This is a genomic window from Streptomyces sp. RLA131 (assembly GCF_056270125.1).
This window is the reverse complement of record NZ_JBWDOQ010000002.1, coordinates 8,078,958-8,094,129: the sequence shown is the minus strand read 5'-3', so window position 1 is coordinate 8,094,129 and position 15,172 is coordinate 8,078,958. Positions and strand designations below refer to the sequence as shown.

The following is a 15,172-nucleotide window of genomic DNA, read 5'->3' as shown; positions in this document are numbered from 1 at the left end:
ATGGATGTCTTTATGGACTCTCGAACCGGGAGGCCGGCCCGGGCCACAGTGGCCCCATGAGTGAAACCACACAGACGGGCCCGCTGAAGACCACCGTCCAGGTCGATGAGGTCACACCGATCGAGGTCGTCCCCGGAATCACGCGCCGCAGGCTGCCGGGGACCGGATACGCACGAGGCTGGCTGATCGACTTCGCCCCCGGAACCGCATGGCCCGAGGTCGACGTGCACGCCACCGAGGAGCGCTACTACGTGCTGAGCGGCGAGGTGATCGAGGGAGACGAACGCCACGGGCCGGGCACCTACGTCGTCTACGCGCCGGGCAGCCGCCACCGGCCCCGGACCGAGACGGGCGCGCGGATGCTGGGGATCACCGTCCCGCCGCACTGACGCGGCACATCCAAGGGGAGGGCGCGACCCTCAGCGGCCCACGGGCGCCTGGACCGGCGCAGCCGCCGGCCGGGGTGATCGCGCCCCATCCGGACGTACGCCTGCCGCGGTCGCTCATGAGACCGGCCAGAATCCCGACGCGGTCGCCATCCTCCGAGTCCCCCGAAGAACAGGAGAGTCCCCGTGCCCGCCTACGCCGTCGGCAACCTGCGGCCGCCCGCCCACATCCCCGAGGACGTCCTGAACTACATCGAGCGCATCCAGGCAACCCTGGACCCGTTCGGTGGACGGTTCCTGGTCCACGGGGCCTCGCAACGCGAAGTGCGCGAGGGCACGTGGCCGGGCGCGCTCGTCGTCATCGCCTTCCCCTCCCTCCCCGACGCCCGCGCCTGGTACGACTCGGCGGCCTACCAGGAACTGCTCCCTCTGTGCACCCGGCACATGGACGGCGACGTCCTGCTGATCGACGGCGTCGCCCCCGGCTACGACCCGGCCGCGACGGCCACCGCACTCCGCACCGTCTCGGTGGGATCCCGTTCCTCGGTGGCGCCGTGCCAGTGCTCTTCGCCGGGCGGGCAGGTGACGGTCTCACCGGGGTGGGCCTCGAAGACGGTGCCGTCGCGGGTGCCGATCAGGGCGATGCCCGCGACGACGTGGAGGGTCTGGCCGACGGCGTGGTGGTGCCAGGCGGTGTGGGCACCGGGTGAGAAGCGGACCATGTTGGCGCGCATCCGGGACGGCTCGGTGCCGGCGTAGAGGGCGTCGAACCACACGTCTCCGGTGAACCAGTTCTCCGGACCCTTGCCGGTGGCCTGCTGCTGTACGAACTCCATCTCGCGTTGTTCCTCTCGTCTCGGGGCAGGGGGCGGCGCCTTGTGCGGGCGCGTGTTCGTCGGGGCTGCCGGTTCAGCTCGCGGTCGTGGCGGTGATCTGCTTGAGGTGGCCCAAGGCGTCCATGGCGTTGGGCCAGCCGGCGTAGAAGGCCAGGTGCTTCAGTGCCTCGGCCGGTTCGTCGCGGCTCAGTCCGTTGCCGAGGGCCGGCCGCAGGTGGAAGGTGAGCTGCTCACCCCGGTACAGCGCGGCCGGCGCGGTCACCGTGACACTGGTCGGTGAGCTGTCCGTCCAGGACCCGGACTTCCGCCAGTGGTGGGCCGCGCACCACGTCGCCGCCCTGAGCGTCGGCACGAAGATCCTCCATCACCCGGTCGCCGGTGAACTCCGTCTGGACTGGGACACCCTGACCGCCAGCACCGACCCCGACCAGCAACTGGTTGTCTGGACCGCCGAGGTCGGCACCCCCACCCACGACGGGCTGCGCATCCTCGCCTCCTGGGCCGCCGACCAGCAACTCTGCGTTGCTCCGCCGGAGTAGGGAGCGCGCTCATGGCCGGTCAGGGGGTTGTCAGCTCGCCGGTGCGCAGGGCCGCGGTGACGCCGCCGTCCATCAGGAGGTCGGCACCCGTGATGAAGCCGGCCTGGCGGCCGAGGAGGAAGGCGGCTGCCTCGGCGACCTCGTCGGGCGTGCCGAACCGTCCGGCCGCCGACACCTCGCGGACATGCTCGAACCACGCGCGGCGGGGCCCGGACAGCTCGTCCAGCGATCCGTACGACCGCGTCGCCAGGATTCTGGATCTTCGGGTCGGCGACGTCCTCGACACGTACGTCGTCGGCCGCGTGCGGCAGGTGGCTCACATGAGCGGAGCTCCTCTGTGTCGGGGGGAGGACCTGGATGAGGTCGCCATCAGTGGCGTCGGGGGCGTCGGGGGGGGGCCAGGGCCGGGCTCCACCTCAGCGCGGCTCCAGGCGGAGTGTGGAGGCCCGGGCCTGGTCGGTCAGGACGTGCTCGACGATGGTCGTGTAGCGCCCGTACTTGTCGCGGTAGGCGGCATCCACGCCCGCGTACTCGCCGGGTCGGCCGCGCGCAGGGTGACCTCTTCCGGGCGGGGAGACGGGCGATGCCGCGGCGGCTGCGGTTCGACGGCGGTTGCGGCTCGTGCGCCGAGGGCCGCGGAGCGTGAGTCAGGCGTTCAGGGTGACGTTGCCGAGCCGGCTGACCACGGCGGGGTCACGGTGGTCGAAGAACAGCGACCCTCCGGTGTCCAGGGCGGCGACGGCCGCCATCTGGTCGGCAGTGAGCTCGAAATCGAAGACGTCGAGGTTCTCCGCCATGCGCTCGGCGCGAACCGACTTGGGGATCACGACGACGTCGCGCTGAACGAGCCAGCGCAGCACGACCTGCGCCACGGACTTGGCATGCGCGGTGGCGATCCGGCCGAGCACCGGGTGGGCGAAGAGGTTGTTACGGCCCTCTGCGAAGGGGCCCCACGACTCCATCTGCACCCCGCGCTCGCGCATGAGTTCCTGATCGGTGGTGCGCTGGTGGAAGGGGTGGGTCTCGACCTGGTTGACCGCCGGTGTGATCTCGTTGTGGTCGATCAGGTCCACGAGCCGGTCGGCGTGGAAGTTCGAGACCCCGATGGCCCGGACAAGGCCCTCGCGGTGCCCGCGCTCCATGGCGCGCCAGGAGCCGTAGACGTCACCGAAGGGCTGGTGGATCAGGTACAGGTCGAGATGGTCCAGGCCGAGCTTGCGCAGCGAGGTCTCCAGGGCGCGCCGGGCCTTGTCCTCACCGGCGTCGGAGATCCACAGCTTGGTGGTGACGAACAGGTCCTGGCGCGGCACGCCGCTGCTCTTGATCGCGCGGCCGACGGCTTCCTCGTTGCCGTAGGCGGCCGCGGTGTCGAGGGACCGGTAGCCGGCGGCGAGGGCGTCGTTGACGGCTCGCTCGGTCTGCTCGGGCGGGATCTGGTAGACGCCGAAGCCGAGGATCGGGATCTCGACACCGTTGTTCAGGGTGACGGTCTGCATGGGGGGGGTCCTTACGCGGGGTGCGGGCGGGGTGCGGGCGGTGGTCGGAAGTCAGCGCTCAAGCAGCTGCCGGGCGCCTTCCGGGTGGGTTTCCCCGGCGGCCGGGGGCAGGCTGCTGAGCCTGTCCATCTGCTCGTCGGTCAGTCGCAGGCTGTCGGCGGCGGTGTTCTCCTCGACGCGGTGGACGCGCTTGGTGCCGGGGATGGGAGCGATGTCGTCGCCCTGGGCGAGCAGCCAGGCCAGCGCGACCTGCGCCGGGGTGGCACCGGCTTGTTCGGCGACGGCCTGGACCTCGTCGGCGATGCGCAGGTTGCGCTGGAAGTTCTCGCCGGTGAAGCGCGGGTTGCCGTACCGGAAGTCGCCTTCCTTCGAAGTCCTCGGTGGAGCGGATCGTGCCGGTCGGGAAACCGTGACCGAGCGGGGAGAAGGGCACCAGGCCGATGTTCAGTTCGCGCAGCACGGGCAGGACCCGCTGTTCCAGATCACGGGTCCACAGCGAGTACTCCGACTGGACGGCGGCGACAGGGTGGACGGAGTGGGCGCGGCGAATGGTGTCCGGTCCGGCCTCCGACAGCCCGAACGCGCGGACCTTGCCCTCGGCGACCAGGTCGGCCACTGCCCCGGCGGTCTCCTCGATGGGCGTGTCCGGGTCGACGCGGTGCTGGTAGTACAGGTCGATGTAGTCGGTGCCCAGCCGCTTCAAGGAGCCCTCGACGGCGGTGCGGATGTTGGCCGGACCGGAGTCCGGCGTCCCGGCACCGGCACCGGCACCGGCACCGGCATGCGAGACGAGGCCGAACTTCGTCGCGAGCACCACCTGGTCGCGGCGGCCCTCCAGGGCGCGGCCGAGCAGCTCCTCGTTGGTGTAGGGGCCGTAGATCTCGGCGGTGTCGATGAAGGTGACGCCCAGCTCAAGCGCACGGTGCAGGGTGCGGATGGACTCCGCCTCGTCGGTCCCGGAGTCGGTGTACCCGTGGGACATGCCCATCGCGCCCAGACCGATACGGGATACGTCCGGACTGCCCAGCTTGATGTGCAACATCGTTCGTCACCTCTCGTCATTCCTTGCCCGCCCCCGCCGGTCGTCGCGACCGGGACGTCCGCAGCGGTACCCACCGGGCGGGAGTGCCGCTCGGCCGGTGCTCCAGATGGACGCGCCGCGACGTTCTCCACCCTGCCGCCGTACGCCGGCGACAGCCAGGCCGAGGTGTGCCGGGGAGCGGCCGGCGGGGGTGTGACAGGGCCTCCCTCGCAGGCCTGCCACGGTGGCGGCGGGGAGACACTGGCTTCATGGCACCCGAGCAGCACAGCAGCGGCGACGAACTGGGGCGCTTCCTGCGCGCCCGCCGCACCCAGACCGGCCCCCGGAGCGCCGGGCTGACCCCCGGGCCCGGCGTACGCCGCACTCCTGGCCTGCGCCGCGAGGAGCTGGCCACCCTCGCCGGGGTCAGCATCGACTACTACACCCGCCTGGAGCGCGGTAAGGAGACCCGGCCCAGCCCCGCCGTGGTCAACGCCCTCGCCCGCGCTCTCCGGCTCGACGACGCCGAGCACCAGCATCTGCGCGACCTGGCGGTCCGCGCCGCCCGCTATGTGCCCCGGCCCGCGCCGGCTCCGAGCCGTACGGTGCGTCCCGACCTGAAGCTGCTGCTGGAGACGGTGCGGCCCAGCCCCGCCTACATCGTCAGCCGCTGGCCGGCACCGACCCCGACGCCCCCGACCTCACCCAGCTCGTCGGCGAACTCCTCCTCAAGAGCCCCGACTTCGCCGGGCTGTGGGAGCGCTACGAGGTCACCGGCCGCAAGTACACCGCCAAGACGTTTCAGCATCCCCAGGTCGGCAGGATCACCCTGGGCTTCCAGGGCATGGCCCTCGAAGGCACCCCCGGCCGGCGCATGGGCGTCTACATGGCCCAACCCGGCACCCCCGACCATGACGCCATGCTCCTGCTCGACATGACGGCCACGCAGCCCGAGCCCCGGCCGTCCGAGCAGAGGCGGTGACCGGCCAGGGCCGGCCGCGGGCTTCGTGGCCGCCGGGGCCCTGGCCGGCGCCCCGGCTCGGGCCGTACGACCGCGTCGGAACCCGTCCAAGATCATCAACCGGTGTGGCTTCGGGCGGCTGTCGCCGGCCCGCGATCGGTCTCACAGCCGCGGCAGGACCGGCCGGCCGAGAAACGCGGCAAGCCGATCGATGGCCGGAGCGGTCTCTTCGACGGGCTGCGGCTCGGCGAAGCGTCCCGTTCGGGGCTGGGGGGAGAGCTGGACCCGAACGAACGCCAGGGCCTGCTCTGCAAGGTCTTCGGGCAGCCGGGCGGGGATTCCGGTGGCCCGGGCGAGGTCCCATCCGTGAGCGAGCAGATCGTACAGGCGGATCTGCAGGCGCTCGGCGCCCGTGGCACTCCCCAAAGGGCCCGCATAACTCCGCTGGAGTACCCCGGGACGGGAGAACACGGCCCGCAGTGAAGCGCTGGAGGCCCGGTAGGCCCCGACCGGGTCGTCGCCGAGGAGGTCTGTCCCGCGTTCGGGCATCGGGCCACCCTCGATCAAGGCTGTGAATACCAGGTCCATGCCGACCAGGTGGTTGACCAGGTCGCGCACGTTCCATTCCGTGCACGGCGTCGGGGCCTCCCAGTGCTCGGGGCGGATCTCGGCGATCAGGTCGCCGACGGCTTCGTACGCGCGCGCGAGGTCTTGAGCAGATGTGATGGTCATCGGGGGAGACTACGGCGGCACCCGTCAGGTTGCCCGATGTTTTCCGGCGGCTTTCCGGCGGCTTTCCGGCGGCCCGGAGAAAACCGTGTCCGTCCCCCGAGCCCCTGCCGTCCTCTGGCACCGGCAGCTAGGCGGGGCCGCGCGCCCGCACCCGTTCCATCAACGCCGGGTCCAGGTGCGGACGCGTCCGGCGTCAGCCTGCCGCGGGCTGCGGCTCGGCGATGTCGCTCACGCCGCTCGGAGCGTCGCGGCGGAACACGTCCTTCAGGTAGAGCACGGCGGCGGCGGCGAGCACCCAGAGCGGGAGGATCACCAGGGCGCGGGCCAGACCGTCGTTCTCGAACCCGGACAGCCCCTGCATCGCGCGGACCCCCACCCCGATGGGCAGGGTCTCGGACAGCGGGCGCAGCCAGGCGGGAAGGTAGGCCGGCGGCATGATCCCGCCGCTGCTGCTGTTGCCGAGGATCAGCAGGAGTATCGAGGCGAGACTGACGCCGGCGGGTCCGCACAGTCGCAGCAGCACCATGGTCGTGGCGCCGACCGCGGCGCCCATCAGCGCGATGACGAGGGCAAGCAGCAGGAAGGGGCCGGGCAGCGCGCCGAAGCCCGCGCTTCCGCCGATGACGGCGATCACGATGCCGCCGATCACTCCGAACAGGGCCAGGCTGGCCATACGCCAGCGGTACTGGAGCCGGGGTGCGAGCTGGTAGGTCGTCATGCCGAAGAGGTATCCGGCCAGCACCAGGCCGAAGGCCGCGTAGAAGACGGAGAGCCCCCGGGTGTCCCCCGCGGCCGCCGGGGCGACGTCCTCGACGGAGAGGTGACGGTGCTCCGCGTGGGCCACGGAGCCGAAGGCGGTGGTCACGGTTGCGGTGACGGCGGCTCCGTTGGCGCTGCCGTAGAGCAGGTTTCCCTTGCCGAGGTAGGCCGCGTACACGGACCTGTCCTGGACAGCCCGCCGGGCGGTCGCTTCATCGGGGTAGGTCTTGAGGGTGAAGCCGCCCGGGATGGCGCGCGCGAGGTCCTGGCGCAGGTGCGTCTGGTGCGTGCCGATCTCCGTCGTGCCCACGGGCAGCTCATGTGGGCGCGGCGCGTGGAAGGCGGCGAGATAGACACTGACGAACACGGTGCCGATCAGCAGGACGACCGCTACGGGGAGCACGACAGCCCGCGAGGTCCCGGGGCGGAGCGGCGGATGGGCCACGTCCAGGGCATGCTTGTGCGGCTGTCGGGTGAAGACGCGCTGCAACATCGAAGATAAGTCCTAGAATAGAAGTTAACTGATAGTATTAGTACACGATAATCAGCTGACTTACAAAAAAGGTCCACAACGTGAACCCTTCCGACCGGCGCACCGGCCATGTGGCCTGGCAGATCGGCCAGATCATGGCGTCCCGGATCGAGCGCGCACTGCGCCCCTTCCAATTGACCCTCGCCCAGAACAACGCCCTGACGCAGGCCACCCTCGATCCGGGCGTCTCCAGCGCCACGGCGGCGCGCAGGACGGCGATCACCCCTCAGTCCATGGGAACCGCGGTCAACGGGCTGGTGGAGCGGGGACTTCTTGAGCGCCGGACCGCCCCCGGCGACAGGCGCACGCACCGACTGCACGCCACGGAAGCGGGCCGGCGACTCGCGGCGGAAGCCAGGACCATGGTGGATGCCGCCCACGCCGAAGCTCTGGAAGTGCTGACGCCGACGGAGCAGGACCAGGTGCACTCACTGCTGCTGAAACTGTTGGCCTCACTGAATCCGGCGGCGACGGACGGCGACAGCGCCCCATGAGAAGCCGGTGGAGCGAGACACCGCACCCAGGGAATGCCTGACCGGACAGCGGCCGGGAAACAGGGCCTCGGCAGGCGGCCCGGTGTTCGGCGCGCCGTGGTGCCAGAAGACGGCGAGGCGGCCGTCAAGATCACCCGCGCCGGCGCCGTGGACAGTTCGCCGAGCGGTCGGCCGACAGGCGCATGCGCGTTTCAGGGGGCACCCGTGTTGCAATGGACCTGCCCGGCACCGGGCTTCGCAGCGGCCTCTCGCGTACCAGGGAGGGAGCCGGGAGCACCATCGAGCACAAGGAGTCGCCGTGACCGTACGCGGGCCTGACGGGGACGGTGGCCAGACCCCTCGTCTTCCCGAGGACGGGAGTCGCCGGGCCGGGGCGATGACGTTGGCGGTGACGCTGGCGGCGGCGGAGAGCGCGGCGCCCGTGGAGTCGCTCGATGTGGTCGCGTGCATGCTCAAGGAGCACCTCGGGGCCGTGTCGGTGTCGTTCCTGATCACCGACTTCACCGGCAGTTCGGTGGTACGGCTGGGGGTGGCGGGCAGCGTCGATACCGATGAGCCGGCCCGGCGCATCTCGTTGCGGGGCACCGTGTACGACGACGTGATCCGCACCCAGCGGCCGAGCGTGGAGGACATGGGCGCCGGGGCGGTGGCGCGGATCGTGGCCCCGGTGACCAACCGTGGGGACGCCATCGGGCTCCTGGAGCTGTTCCTGCCCGCCACGCCCGACGCGCAGGTGATGCGGGAGATCGGCGAGACCGCGCACGCCCTGGCATACATCGTCATCGCCAACCGGTCCTTCACCGACGTCTACCAGTGGGGCCGCCGCACCAGCCCGCTGAGCCTGGCCGCCGAGATCCAGCACCGGCTGCTCCCGGCGTCGCTGGCCTGCGAGGCCGCCCAGTTCGCGGTCGCCGGCGCGCTGGAACCCGCCGACCACGTCGGAGGCGACACCTTCGACTACGTCATCGACCGGGACACCGTCCAGCTCTCCGTCACCGACGCCATGGGCCACGACGTCGAGGCCGCACTACTGGCCACCCTCCTGGTGGGCGCCCTGCGCCGGGCCCGCAGAGCCGGCGCCGACCTCGCCGAACAGGCCCGCCAGGCCGACCAGGCCATGCGCGAACACGGCCGCCAGGGCTACGCCACCGGCCAGCTCCTGCGCATCAGCCTGCTCGACGGCAGCACCGAGTTCATCAACGCCGGCCACCCCTGGCCACTGCGCATGCGCCACGGACACGTCCAGGAAATCGTTCCAGAAATCGATCTGCCGTTCGGCTTCCAGATCCCCCACACCTACCGCGTCCAATCGCTGGACCTGCAACCCGGCGACCGGCTGGTCATGCTCACCGACGGCATGCTGGAACGCAACCCCCACAGCCTCGACCTGTCCGACCTGATCATCCACACCCGCGAACTCCACCCCCGCGAAGCCGCCCGCACCCTCATCGCGGCGATCGCCGACGCCCACCACGGCCACCTGCAGGACGACGCCACCGTCATGTGCCTGGACTGGCACGGCACCGGCCACTCCCAACGCGACGCCGACACCGGCGCCGACCTCGCCGACGCCTCTCACCCCGAGGACGGGCGGCGCGCTCCCGGTCGTTGAACGGGTGACCGGTCCAGATGGGCCGGGACCTGCTCCAAGTCGCCCGTGGCTCGCCTGATCAGCCGACGGCCCGGCGATAGATCTGCCGTGAACCGCCTTCCGGGCCCGGACCGGCGGCCTCGGCCGGGGCGAAACCGAGACACTCGTAGAAGACGCGTGCGCCGCTGGCCACGGCGCCGGGATGGTCGGCCCCGAAGGTGACCACCTCAATGCCGCCCGGCCCCTGCACGAACCTACGTGTCGCCTCCGCCATCAGCGCACGACCGGCGCCCTTCTGGGACGTCCTGCTCTCGCGCGAGTCCGACGATCGCCCGAGCAGCCGGCAGACGAGGGGTCGGGCCACGGCCTTCATGGGTGTGCCGGTCTTCTTGTCGGCGGGGAAGGGCTGTCCCGTAACTGATCTTAGGGTCGCCCGCGTGCGTCGGCGCCCGCTCTGTTGCGCCCGGCAGGAACCGGGAGGATCGTGGATCACGGGCACGGGCGCTGCCAGAAGGTAACCGCACGCCGCAGGAGGCCCCCAGCGCGGAGCGGCCGGCGTCGCAGTGCCCTCTGCCGAGCCGGTCGGGTTCCGGGAGAGGGTGCCCTCCATGACGCAGCTTGGTCTGCCGGAATCGATTGAAGCGTGCCTGTTCGATCTGGACGGCGTCATCACCAGGACAGCCACGGTGCATGCGGCCGCGTGGAAGCAGACGTTCGACGACTTCCTCCTGCGGCACGACGGATCCGGCTTCACGCCGTTCGACGCCGCCCGGGACTACGACGAGTACGTGGACGGGAGGCCGCGCGCCGACGGGGTGCGCGTTTTCCTCGCCTCGCGCGGTATCGCGCTTCCGGAGGGTTCCCCGGACGACGACGGCGAGGAGGACACGGTGCACGGGCTGGGGAACCACAAGAACGCTCTGCTGCTGGAGAAGATCCGCACCACCGGCGTCGAGGCGTACCCGGGCACCATGCACTACATACGGACGGTCCGGCAGCGCGGCCTGAAGACCGGCGTTGTGTCCTCCAGCGCGAACTGCCGGGACATCCTGGTGTCGGTCGGGGCGGAGGCGCTGTTCGACGTTCGCATCGACGCCGTGGTGGCCGCGGAGCGCGGGCTTCCCGGCAAACCGCACCCCGACACATTCCTGGCCGCCGCCCGTGACCTGGGGGTGGAGGCCCGGGCGTCCGCGGTCTTCGAGGACGCGCTCGCCGGGATGGACGCGGGGCGATCGGGCCGTTTCGGCTACGTCGTCGGGGTCGACCGGGTCGGACAGGCGGACGCCCTGCGCGCCCACGGCGCGCACATCGTCGTACGGGACCTCGCGGAACTGGAGCGTCAGGGATGATCACGGACACCTGCTTCGCCGTCGATCCCTGGGCCCTCAAGGAAATGCCGCTCAAGCTGGATCTCCTGCCGCAGAGCGAATCGGTCTTCGCGCTCTCCAACGGCCATATCGGCTGGCGCGGCAACCTTGACGAGGGCGAGCCCCACGGGCTGCCCGGCTCCTACCTCAACGGCTTCCACGAGCTGCACCCGCTGCCCTACGCGGAAGGAGGGTACGGCTACCCCGAGTCCGGCCAGACCGCGATCAACGTCACCAACGGCAAGATCCTGCGGCTGCTGGTCGACGACGAGCCCTTCGACCTCCGCTACGGTCAGCTCCACAGCCACGAGCGGGTGCTGGACCTGCGCGCCGGTCTGCTGCACCGCCGTTGTACGTGGACCTCGCCGGCGGGCCGCACCGTCCGGGTGCGCTCCACGCGGATGGTCTCCTTCACGCAGCGCTCCATCGCCGCCGTCGCCTACGAGGTCGAAGCCACCGACACCCCGGTGCGGGTCGTGGTGCAGTCCGAACTCGTCGCCAACGAGCAACTCCCCACGGTCGCGGGCGATCCCCGCGCCGCCGTGGCACTGGAATCGCCGCTCGACGCGGAGGAGGACGTGGCGATGGGAAGCCGCCTTCGGCTGATCCACTGCACGCGCGGCAGCGGACTGCGGGTCGCGGCCGCCGCAGACCACACCGTACGGGGGCCCGAGCGGACACAGACCAGCAGCGAGAGCAACGGCGACGTCGCACGTCTGACGGTCACGGCCGTGCTGGCGCCGGGTCAGAAGCTGAGCATCGACAAGCTCGTCGCCTACGGCTGGTCACACATCCGGTCCCTGCCGGCGGTCAGGGATCAGGTGGAGGCGGCGCTCGCCGCGGCCGGCAGCACCGGCTGGCAGGGGCTGGTCGACGAACAGCGCCGCTACCTCGACGAGTTCTGGGCGCGGTCCGATGTCGAGGTCGACGGGGACGAGGAGATCCAGCAGGCCGTACGGTTCGCCCTGTTCCACGTTCTGCAGGCCGGTGCCCGCGCCGAGCAGCGACCCATCCCCGCCAAGGGGCTGACCGGCACCGGCTACGACGGTCACTCCTTCTGGGACACCGAGACCTTCGTCCTGCCCCTGCTGACCTACACCTCGCCCCGTGCCGTCGCCGAGGCGCTGCGCTGGCGGCAGACCACGCTGCCGGCGGCCCGGGACCGGGCGCGGCAACTCGGGCTGCGCGGAGCGGCCTTCCCCTGGCGGACCATCGACGGTGCGGAGTGCACCGCCTACTGGCCGGCCGGCACCGCCGCGTTCCACGTCAACGCCGACATCGCCGATGCCGTCGTCCGCTACGTGTCCGCCACCGGCGACGAGGACTTCGAGCGCACCAGTGGCGTGGAACTACTCGTGGAGACGGCCCGGTTGTGGATGTCGCTGGGACATCACGACCACCACGGCGCGTTCCACATCGACGGTGTGACGGGCCCGGACGAGTACAGCGCGATCACCGATGACAACACGTACACCAATCTCATGGCCGCCAGGAACCTGCGTGAGGCCGCCGGCAGTGCCGGACGCCATCCCCACCAGGCAGCGGTGCTGGGCGTGGACGACGAGGAGACCGCGGCGTGGTGTGACGCCGCGGCCACCATGCATCTGCCGTACAACGACGAGTTGGGGGTGCACGAGCAGCACGCGGGATTCACCGGCCACCAGCCGTGGGACTTCGCCACCACCCGGCCCGATCAGTACCCGTTGCTGCTGCACTTCCCCTACTTCGACATCTACCGCAAGCAGGTGGTGAAGCAGGCGGACCTGGTGCTGGCCATGTACACGTGCGGCGAGGCTTTCGACACCGAGCACAAGGCACGCAACTTCGCCTACTACGAGCCGCTGACGGTCCGCGACTCGTCGCTGTCCGCGTGCTGCCAGGCGGTCATCGCGGCGGAGGTCTGCCATGAGCAGCTCGCCTACGACTATGTGGTCGAAGCGGCGCTGATGGACCTCAACGACCTGGAGAACAACACCAGGGACGGGCTGCACATCGCGTCGCTGGCCGGCACCTGGATGGCCCTGGTCTGCGGGTTCGGGGGCATGCGGCACACCGGCGGCACGCTGTCGTTCACGCCCCGGCTGCCCGAGAGACTCAGCCGGCTGGCCTTCCACATGGAGATCCGTGGTCGCCGCCTGCGGGTGGAGATCAGGACCGGGACCGCGACGTACACCCTGCTGACAGGCACGTCCATGACGATCCGTCACCACGGCGAAGTCCTCACCCTCACCCCCGGCTCGTCCACGAGCCGCACCATCCCCGACGCGACCCTGCGCCCGGCCCCCGAACAGCCGCCGGGCCGCCGCCCCGGTCGCCCCCATCAGCAGCGAATCATCAGGCTGTGACCGACGGACCACCACGCCCCCGAGGGCCGCGCACCTGGTACCCCGCGGCGGTCGGTCAGCGCCTGTTGGGCGCCGCCCACGGTCGGCGCAGGCGCTATGCGACGGACAGCAGGTCCCAGGCGCTCATGGTGTCGGCGTGCTGGAGGTGCCGGACGGCTTCGGCCGGCCGGTCGCTGCGTTCCAGGATCCGGCCGAGCAGGAGGTGCGCCTGCGGCCGGGAGGGGTCCGCGTCCAGGACGGTACGCAGTTCGGCCTCCGCACGGGAGAGTTGCGCGGTGTAGTAGTACGACTGGGCCAGCATCATCCGCACCGTCAGGTTGCCCGGCGTCACCTCCGCGAGCTCCACCAGCATCCGCGCCGCGGTCGTGTACCGGCCCCGCTCGAAAAAACGGCTCGCGCGCCGGAAACAGCTCCCCGACACGGCCCTGCTCGCATTCGGCATCCTGTCTCCCTCGTATGTCCCGCCTGCGGTGTGCCCAGGTCCGGCACGGCGATTCCCGCCGCGTCACCGATGGCACGTGGCCCGGCCGACCCACCGCGAGGCGGGCGCGGCCGGGCCGCGTGCGTGCGACGGCTCCCGTCCCCACGGAGACCGCCGCCTGCCGGGATCACGTTCCGCTCCTGCCGTGACCCCGGGGCCCTTTCGTCCGACGCGTTCACCCGCGTCCGCGGGCGCCACGCCAACGACGCCGAGGCCGCCCCCATCCCTCCAACCGCGAGGACGCAGGCGGGAAAGCCATGAACTTTCCACCCGATACCGGACGGCACTCCACACACCCAGCGCGCCGACGGGCCGCAGATATTCCCCGAGGCCCGGACACCCGGCCCACCAGAGACCGCGAAGGCGGCTCCCGCACCGCCCGGCCACCACACCGAGGACCGCCCCGTGCCCGCGTCGGAGCGTCATGGTGACCGGCGCCACTCCCCCGGCGGGACGGCCCGAGCGGCTCAACGGCGGGGCTGCGTGATGGAACGTGACACTGCCACTACTCTCCGCCTCACCTGAATGTAACGATCAGGTTTCAGGGGCTTGCCGATTCTCATGTAATCGATTCCAATCCTCCTTGTAATCGATTCCACGAGGAGGTGGGCCGATGGCGAGCATCAAGGACGTGGCATCACGCGCCGGAGTTTCGGTCGCGACGGTCTCCCGTGTGCTCAACGACCACCCGGCCGTCCGGCCGGACACCCGGGCCAGGGTTCTGTCGGCCGTGAGCGACCTGGGCTACCGCCCCAACGCGGTCGCCAGGTCGTTGCGCACGGACCAGACCCGCACGCTCGGCCTGGTCATCAGCGACGTCCTCAACCCCTTCTTCACCGAGCTCGCCCGCTCCGTGGAGGACGAGGCACGCGCACTGGGCTACAGCGTCATCATCGGCAACGCCGACGAGCAGCCCGAGCTCCAGGACCACCATGTGCGGACCCTGCTGGACCGCCGCATCGACGGGCTGCTGGTCAGCCCCACCGACGGTGGCTCCCCGCTGATGCTCGACGCTGTGCGCTCCGGCACCCCGATGGTCTTCGTCGACCGCTGGATCCCCGGGATGAACGTCCCCATGGTGCGGACCGACGGCTGTGACGCGATCCGTGACCTGGTCGCTCACCTGCACGCGATCGGGCACCGCCGGCTGGCGATCATCGCGGGACCCGCGGCCACCACCACCGGCAGCGAGCGTGTCGAGGCGTTCCGCGAGGCGCTGGAGGCCTTCGGGCTGCCGCTGCCGGACGAGTACATCGGCCAGGGCGACTTCCGGGCCGCGAGCGGCCGCCGGGTCACTGCCGCCTTCCTCGACCTTCCCAACCCGCCCGATGCCGTGTTCGCCGCGGACAACCTGATGGCACTCGGCGCGATGGACGAGATCCGCGCCCGGGGGCTGCGGGTCCCCGACGACATCGCACTGGCCGCCTTCGACGACATCGCGTGGTTCGTGCACACCGACCCGCCGATCACCGCGATCGCCCAGCCGACCGGGGAGCTCGGCCGGGCGGCCGTCCGCTCGCTGGTCGCCCTGCTGGAAGGCCGTCCGGCACCCTCGGTCACCGTCCCCGCCCGCCTGGTAGTGCGCCGCTCCTGCGGCGAATCCGAAGGGAGCCCCCGTTGAGCACGAGCAGC

Annotated in this window: 13 protein-coding genes and 5 pseudogenes; 9 read left to right on the top strand and 9 right to left on the bottom strand. The window is 71.1% G+C overall.

Annotation, left to right across the window (positions count from 1 at the left end):
- Window positions 1–56: 56 nt before the first annotated feature.
- Window positions 57–389 carry a cupin domain-containing protein gene (locus RWE79_RS37560; protein ID WP_475945010.1) on the top strand — a complete coding sequence of 111 codons (333 nt, stop codon included), beginning with the start codon at window positions 57–59 and terminating at the stop codon, window positions 387–389.
- Window positions 390–572: 183 nt separating this feature from the next.
- Window positions 573–851, top strand: a pseudogene (locus RWE79_RS37555) (DUF1330 domain-containing protein); the annotation flags it as partial.
- Window positions 852–871: 20 nt separating this feature from the next.
- Here the strand turns inward: RWE79_RS37555 and RWE79_RS37550 are convergent.
- Together RWE79_RS37550 and RWE79_RS37545 are read right to left on the bottom strand one after the other, a co-directional pair.
- Window positions 872–1,222: a cupin domain-containing protein gene (locus RWE79_RS37550; RefSeq protein ID WP_475945008.1), complete on the bottom strand. Its 351-nt coding sequence runs from the start codon at window positions 1,220–1,222 to the stop codon at window positions 872–874.
- Between the two features lie 73 nt (window positions 1,223–1,295).
- Entirely contained in the window at window positions 1,296–1,484 is a 189-nt protein-coding gene (locus tag RWE79_RS37545; RefSeq protein ID WP_475945006.1) for a carboxymuconolactone decarboxylase family protein, read from the bottom strand.
- Between the two features lie 7 nt (window positions 1,485–1,491).
- On the opposite strand from RWE79_RS37545, the pseudogene RWE79_RS37540 reads away from it, so the two are divergent.
- Window positions 1,492–1,761 (top strand): annotated as a pseudogene (locus RWE79_RS37540) (MmyB family transcriptional regulator); the annotation flags it as partial.
- A gap of 19 nt (window positions 1,762–1,780) precedes the next feature.
- Here RWE79_RS37540 and RWE79_RS37535 read toward each other — a convergent pair.
- From RWE79_RS37535 to RWE79_RS37525, 3 genes and pseudogenes are all read right to left on the bottom strand, one after another.
- Window positions 1,781–2,047: an SDR family oxidoreductase gene (locus tag RWE79_RS37535; protein ID WP_475945004.1), complete on the bottom strand. Its 267-nt coding sequence runs from the start codon at window positions 2,045–2,047 to the stop codon at window positions 1,781–1,783.
- 361 nt (window positions 2,048–2,408) lie between these two features.
- On the bottom strand, window positions 2,409–3,257 hold the full coding sequence (locus RWE79_RS37530) for an aldo/keto reductase (RefSeq protein WP_475945002.1): 849 nt from the start codon (window positions 3,255–3,257) through the stop codon (window positions 2,409–2,411).
- 51 nt (window positions 3,258–3,308) lie between these two features.
- Window positions 3,309–4,299 (bottom strand): annotated as a pseudogene (locus tag RWE79_RS37525) (aldo/keto reductase).
- 248 nt (window positions 4,300–4,547) lie between these two features.
- On the opposite strand from RWE79_RS37525, the pseudogene RWE79_RS37520 reads away from it, so the two are divergent.
- A pseudogene (locus tag RWE79_RS37520) lies at window positions 4,548–5,260 on the top strand (helix-turn-helix transcriptional regulator).
- A 141-nt stretch (window positions 5,261–5,401) separates the two neighbouring features.
- Here the strand turns inward: RWE79_RS37520 and RWE79_RS37515 are convergent.
- A complete protein-coding gene (locus tag RWE79_RS37515; RefSeq protein WP_475945000.1) occupies window positions 5,402–5,971 on the bottom strand; it encodes a TIGR03086 family metal-binding protein in 570 nt (189 codons plus the stop codon).
- Window positions 5,972–6,164: 193 nt separating this feature from the next.
- Complete coding sequence (locus RWE79_RS37510) at window positions 6,165–7,223, bottom strand: ABC transporter permease (RefSeq protein ID WP_475944998.1); 1,059 nt, start codon at window positions 7,221–7,223, stop codon at window positions 6,165–6,167.
- Between the two features lie 80 nt (window positions 7,224–7,303).
- Between RWE79_RS37510 and RWE79_RS37505 the strand changes: the two genes are divergently transcribed.
- Window positions 7,304–7,756: a MarR family winged helix-turn-helix transcriptional regulator gene (locus tag RWE79_RS37505; protein ID WP_475944996.1), complete on the top strand. Its 453-nt coding sequence runs from the start codon at window positions 7,304–7,306 to the stop codon at window positions 7,754–7,756.
- A 376-nt stretch (window positions 7,757–8,132) separates the two neighbouring features.
- A complete protein-coding gene (locus tag RWE79_RS37500; RefSeq protein ID WP_475946356.1) occupies window positions 8,133–9,368 on the top strand; it encodes a PP2C family protein-serine/threonine phosphatase in 1,236 nt (411 codons plus the stop codon).
- Window positions 9,369–9,426: 58 nt separating this feature from the next.
- Here the strand turns inward: RWE79_RS37500 and RWE79_RS37495 are convergent.
- Window positions 9,427–9,639: pseudogene (locus RWE79_RS37495) on the bottom strand (GNAT family N-acetyltransferase); the annotation flags it as partial.
- A gap of 316 nt (window positions 9,640–9,955) precedes the next feature.
- Here RWE79_RS37495 and RWE79_RS37490 point away from each other — a divergent pair.
- Window positions 9,956–10,696 carry a beta-phosphoglucomutase family hydrolase gene (locus RWE79_RS37490; protein ID WP_475944994.1) on the top strand — a complete coding sequence of 247 codons (741 nt, stop codon included), beginning with the start codon at window positions 9,956–9,958 and terminating at the stop codon, window positions 10,694–10,696.
- Window positions 10,693–13,059: a glycoside hydrolase family 65 protein gene (locus RWE79_RS37485; RefSeq protein ID WP_475944992.1), complete on the top strand. Its 2,367-nt coding sequence runs from the start codon at window positions 10,693–10,695 to the stop codon at window positions 13,057–13,059. The genes RWE79_RS37490 and RWE79_RS37485 overlap by 4 nt, the downstream gene beginning before the upstream one ends.
- A 94-nt stretch (window positions 13,060–13,153) precedes the next feature.
- Here RWE79_RS37485 and RWE79_RS37480 read toward each other — a convergent pair whose 3' ends face one another.
- A complete protein-coding gene (locus RWE79_RS37480; protein WP_475944990.1) occupies window positions 13,154–13,501 on the bottom strand; it encodes a tetratricopeptide repeat protein in 348 nt (115 codons plus the stop codon).
- Between the two features lie 652 nt (window positions 13,502–14,153).
- Here RWE79_RS37480 and RWE79_RS37475 point away from each other — a divergent pair.
- Entirely contained in the window at window positions 14,154–15,161 is a 1,008-nt protein-coding gene (locus RWE79_RS37475; RefSeq protein ID WP_475944988.1) for a LacI family DNA-binding transcriptional regulator, read from the top strand.
- Window positions 15,162–15,172 lie beyond the last annotated feature (11 nt).

What these genes read in the sequence shown, in the direction of transcription:
- RWE79_RS37560 (WP_475945010.1), top strand. Translation starts at nt 57, where the DNA reads ATGAGTGAAACCACACAGACGGGCCCGCTGAAGACCACCGTCCAGGTC.
- RWE79_RS37550 (WP_475945008.1), bottom strand. Translation starts at nt 1,222, where the DNA reads ATGGAGTTCGTACAGCAGCAGGCCACCGGCAAGGGTCCGGAGAACTGG.
- RWE79_RS37530 (WP_475945002.1), bottom strand. Translation starts at nt 3,257, where the DNA reads ATGCAGACCGTCACCCTGAACAACGGTGTCGAGATCCCGATCCTCGGC.
- RWE79_RS37515 (WP_475945000.1), bottom strand. Translation starts at nt 5,971, where the DNA reads ATGACCATCACATCTGCTCAAGACCTCGCGCGCGCGTACGAAGCCGTC.
- RWE79_RS37510 (WP_475944998.1), bottom strand. Translation starts at nt 7,223, where the DNA reads ATGTTGCAGCGCGTCTTCACCCGACAGCCGCACAAGCATGCCCTGGAC.
- RWE79_RS37500 (WP_475946356.1), top strand. Translation starts at nt 8,133, where the DNA reads ATGACGTTGGCGGTGACGCTGGCGGCGGCGGAGAGCGCGGCGCCCGTG.
- RWE79_RS37490 (WP_475944994.1), top strand. Translation starts at nt 9,956, where the DNA reads ATGACGCAGCTTGGTCTGCCGGAATCGATTGAAGCGTGCCTGTTCGAT.
- RWE79_RS37485 (WP_475944992.1), top strand. Translation starts at nt 10,693, where the DNA reads ATGATCACGGACACCTGCTTCGCCGTCGATCCCTGGGCCCTCAAGGAA.
- RWE79_RS37480 (WP_475944990.1), bottom strand. Translation starts at nt 13,501, where the DNA reads ATGCCGAATGCGAGCAGGGCCGTGTCGGGGAGCTGTTTCCGGCGCGCG.
- RWE79_RS37475 (WP_475944988.1), top strand. Translation starts at nt 14,154, where the DNA reads ATGGCGAGCATCAAGGACGTGGCATCACGCGCCGGAGTTTCGGTCGCG.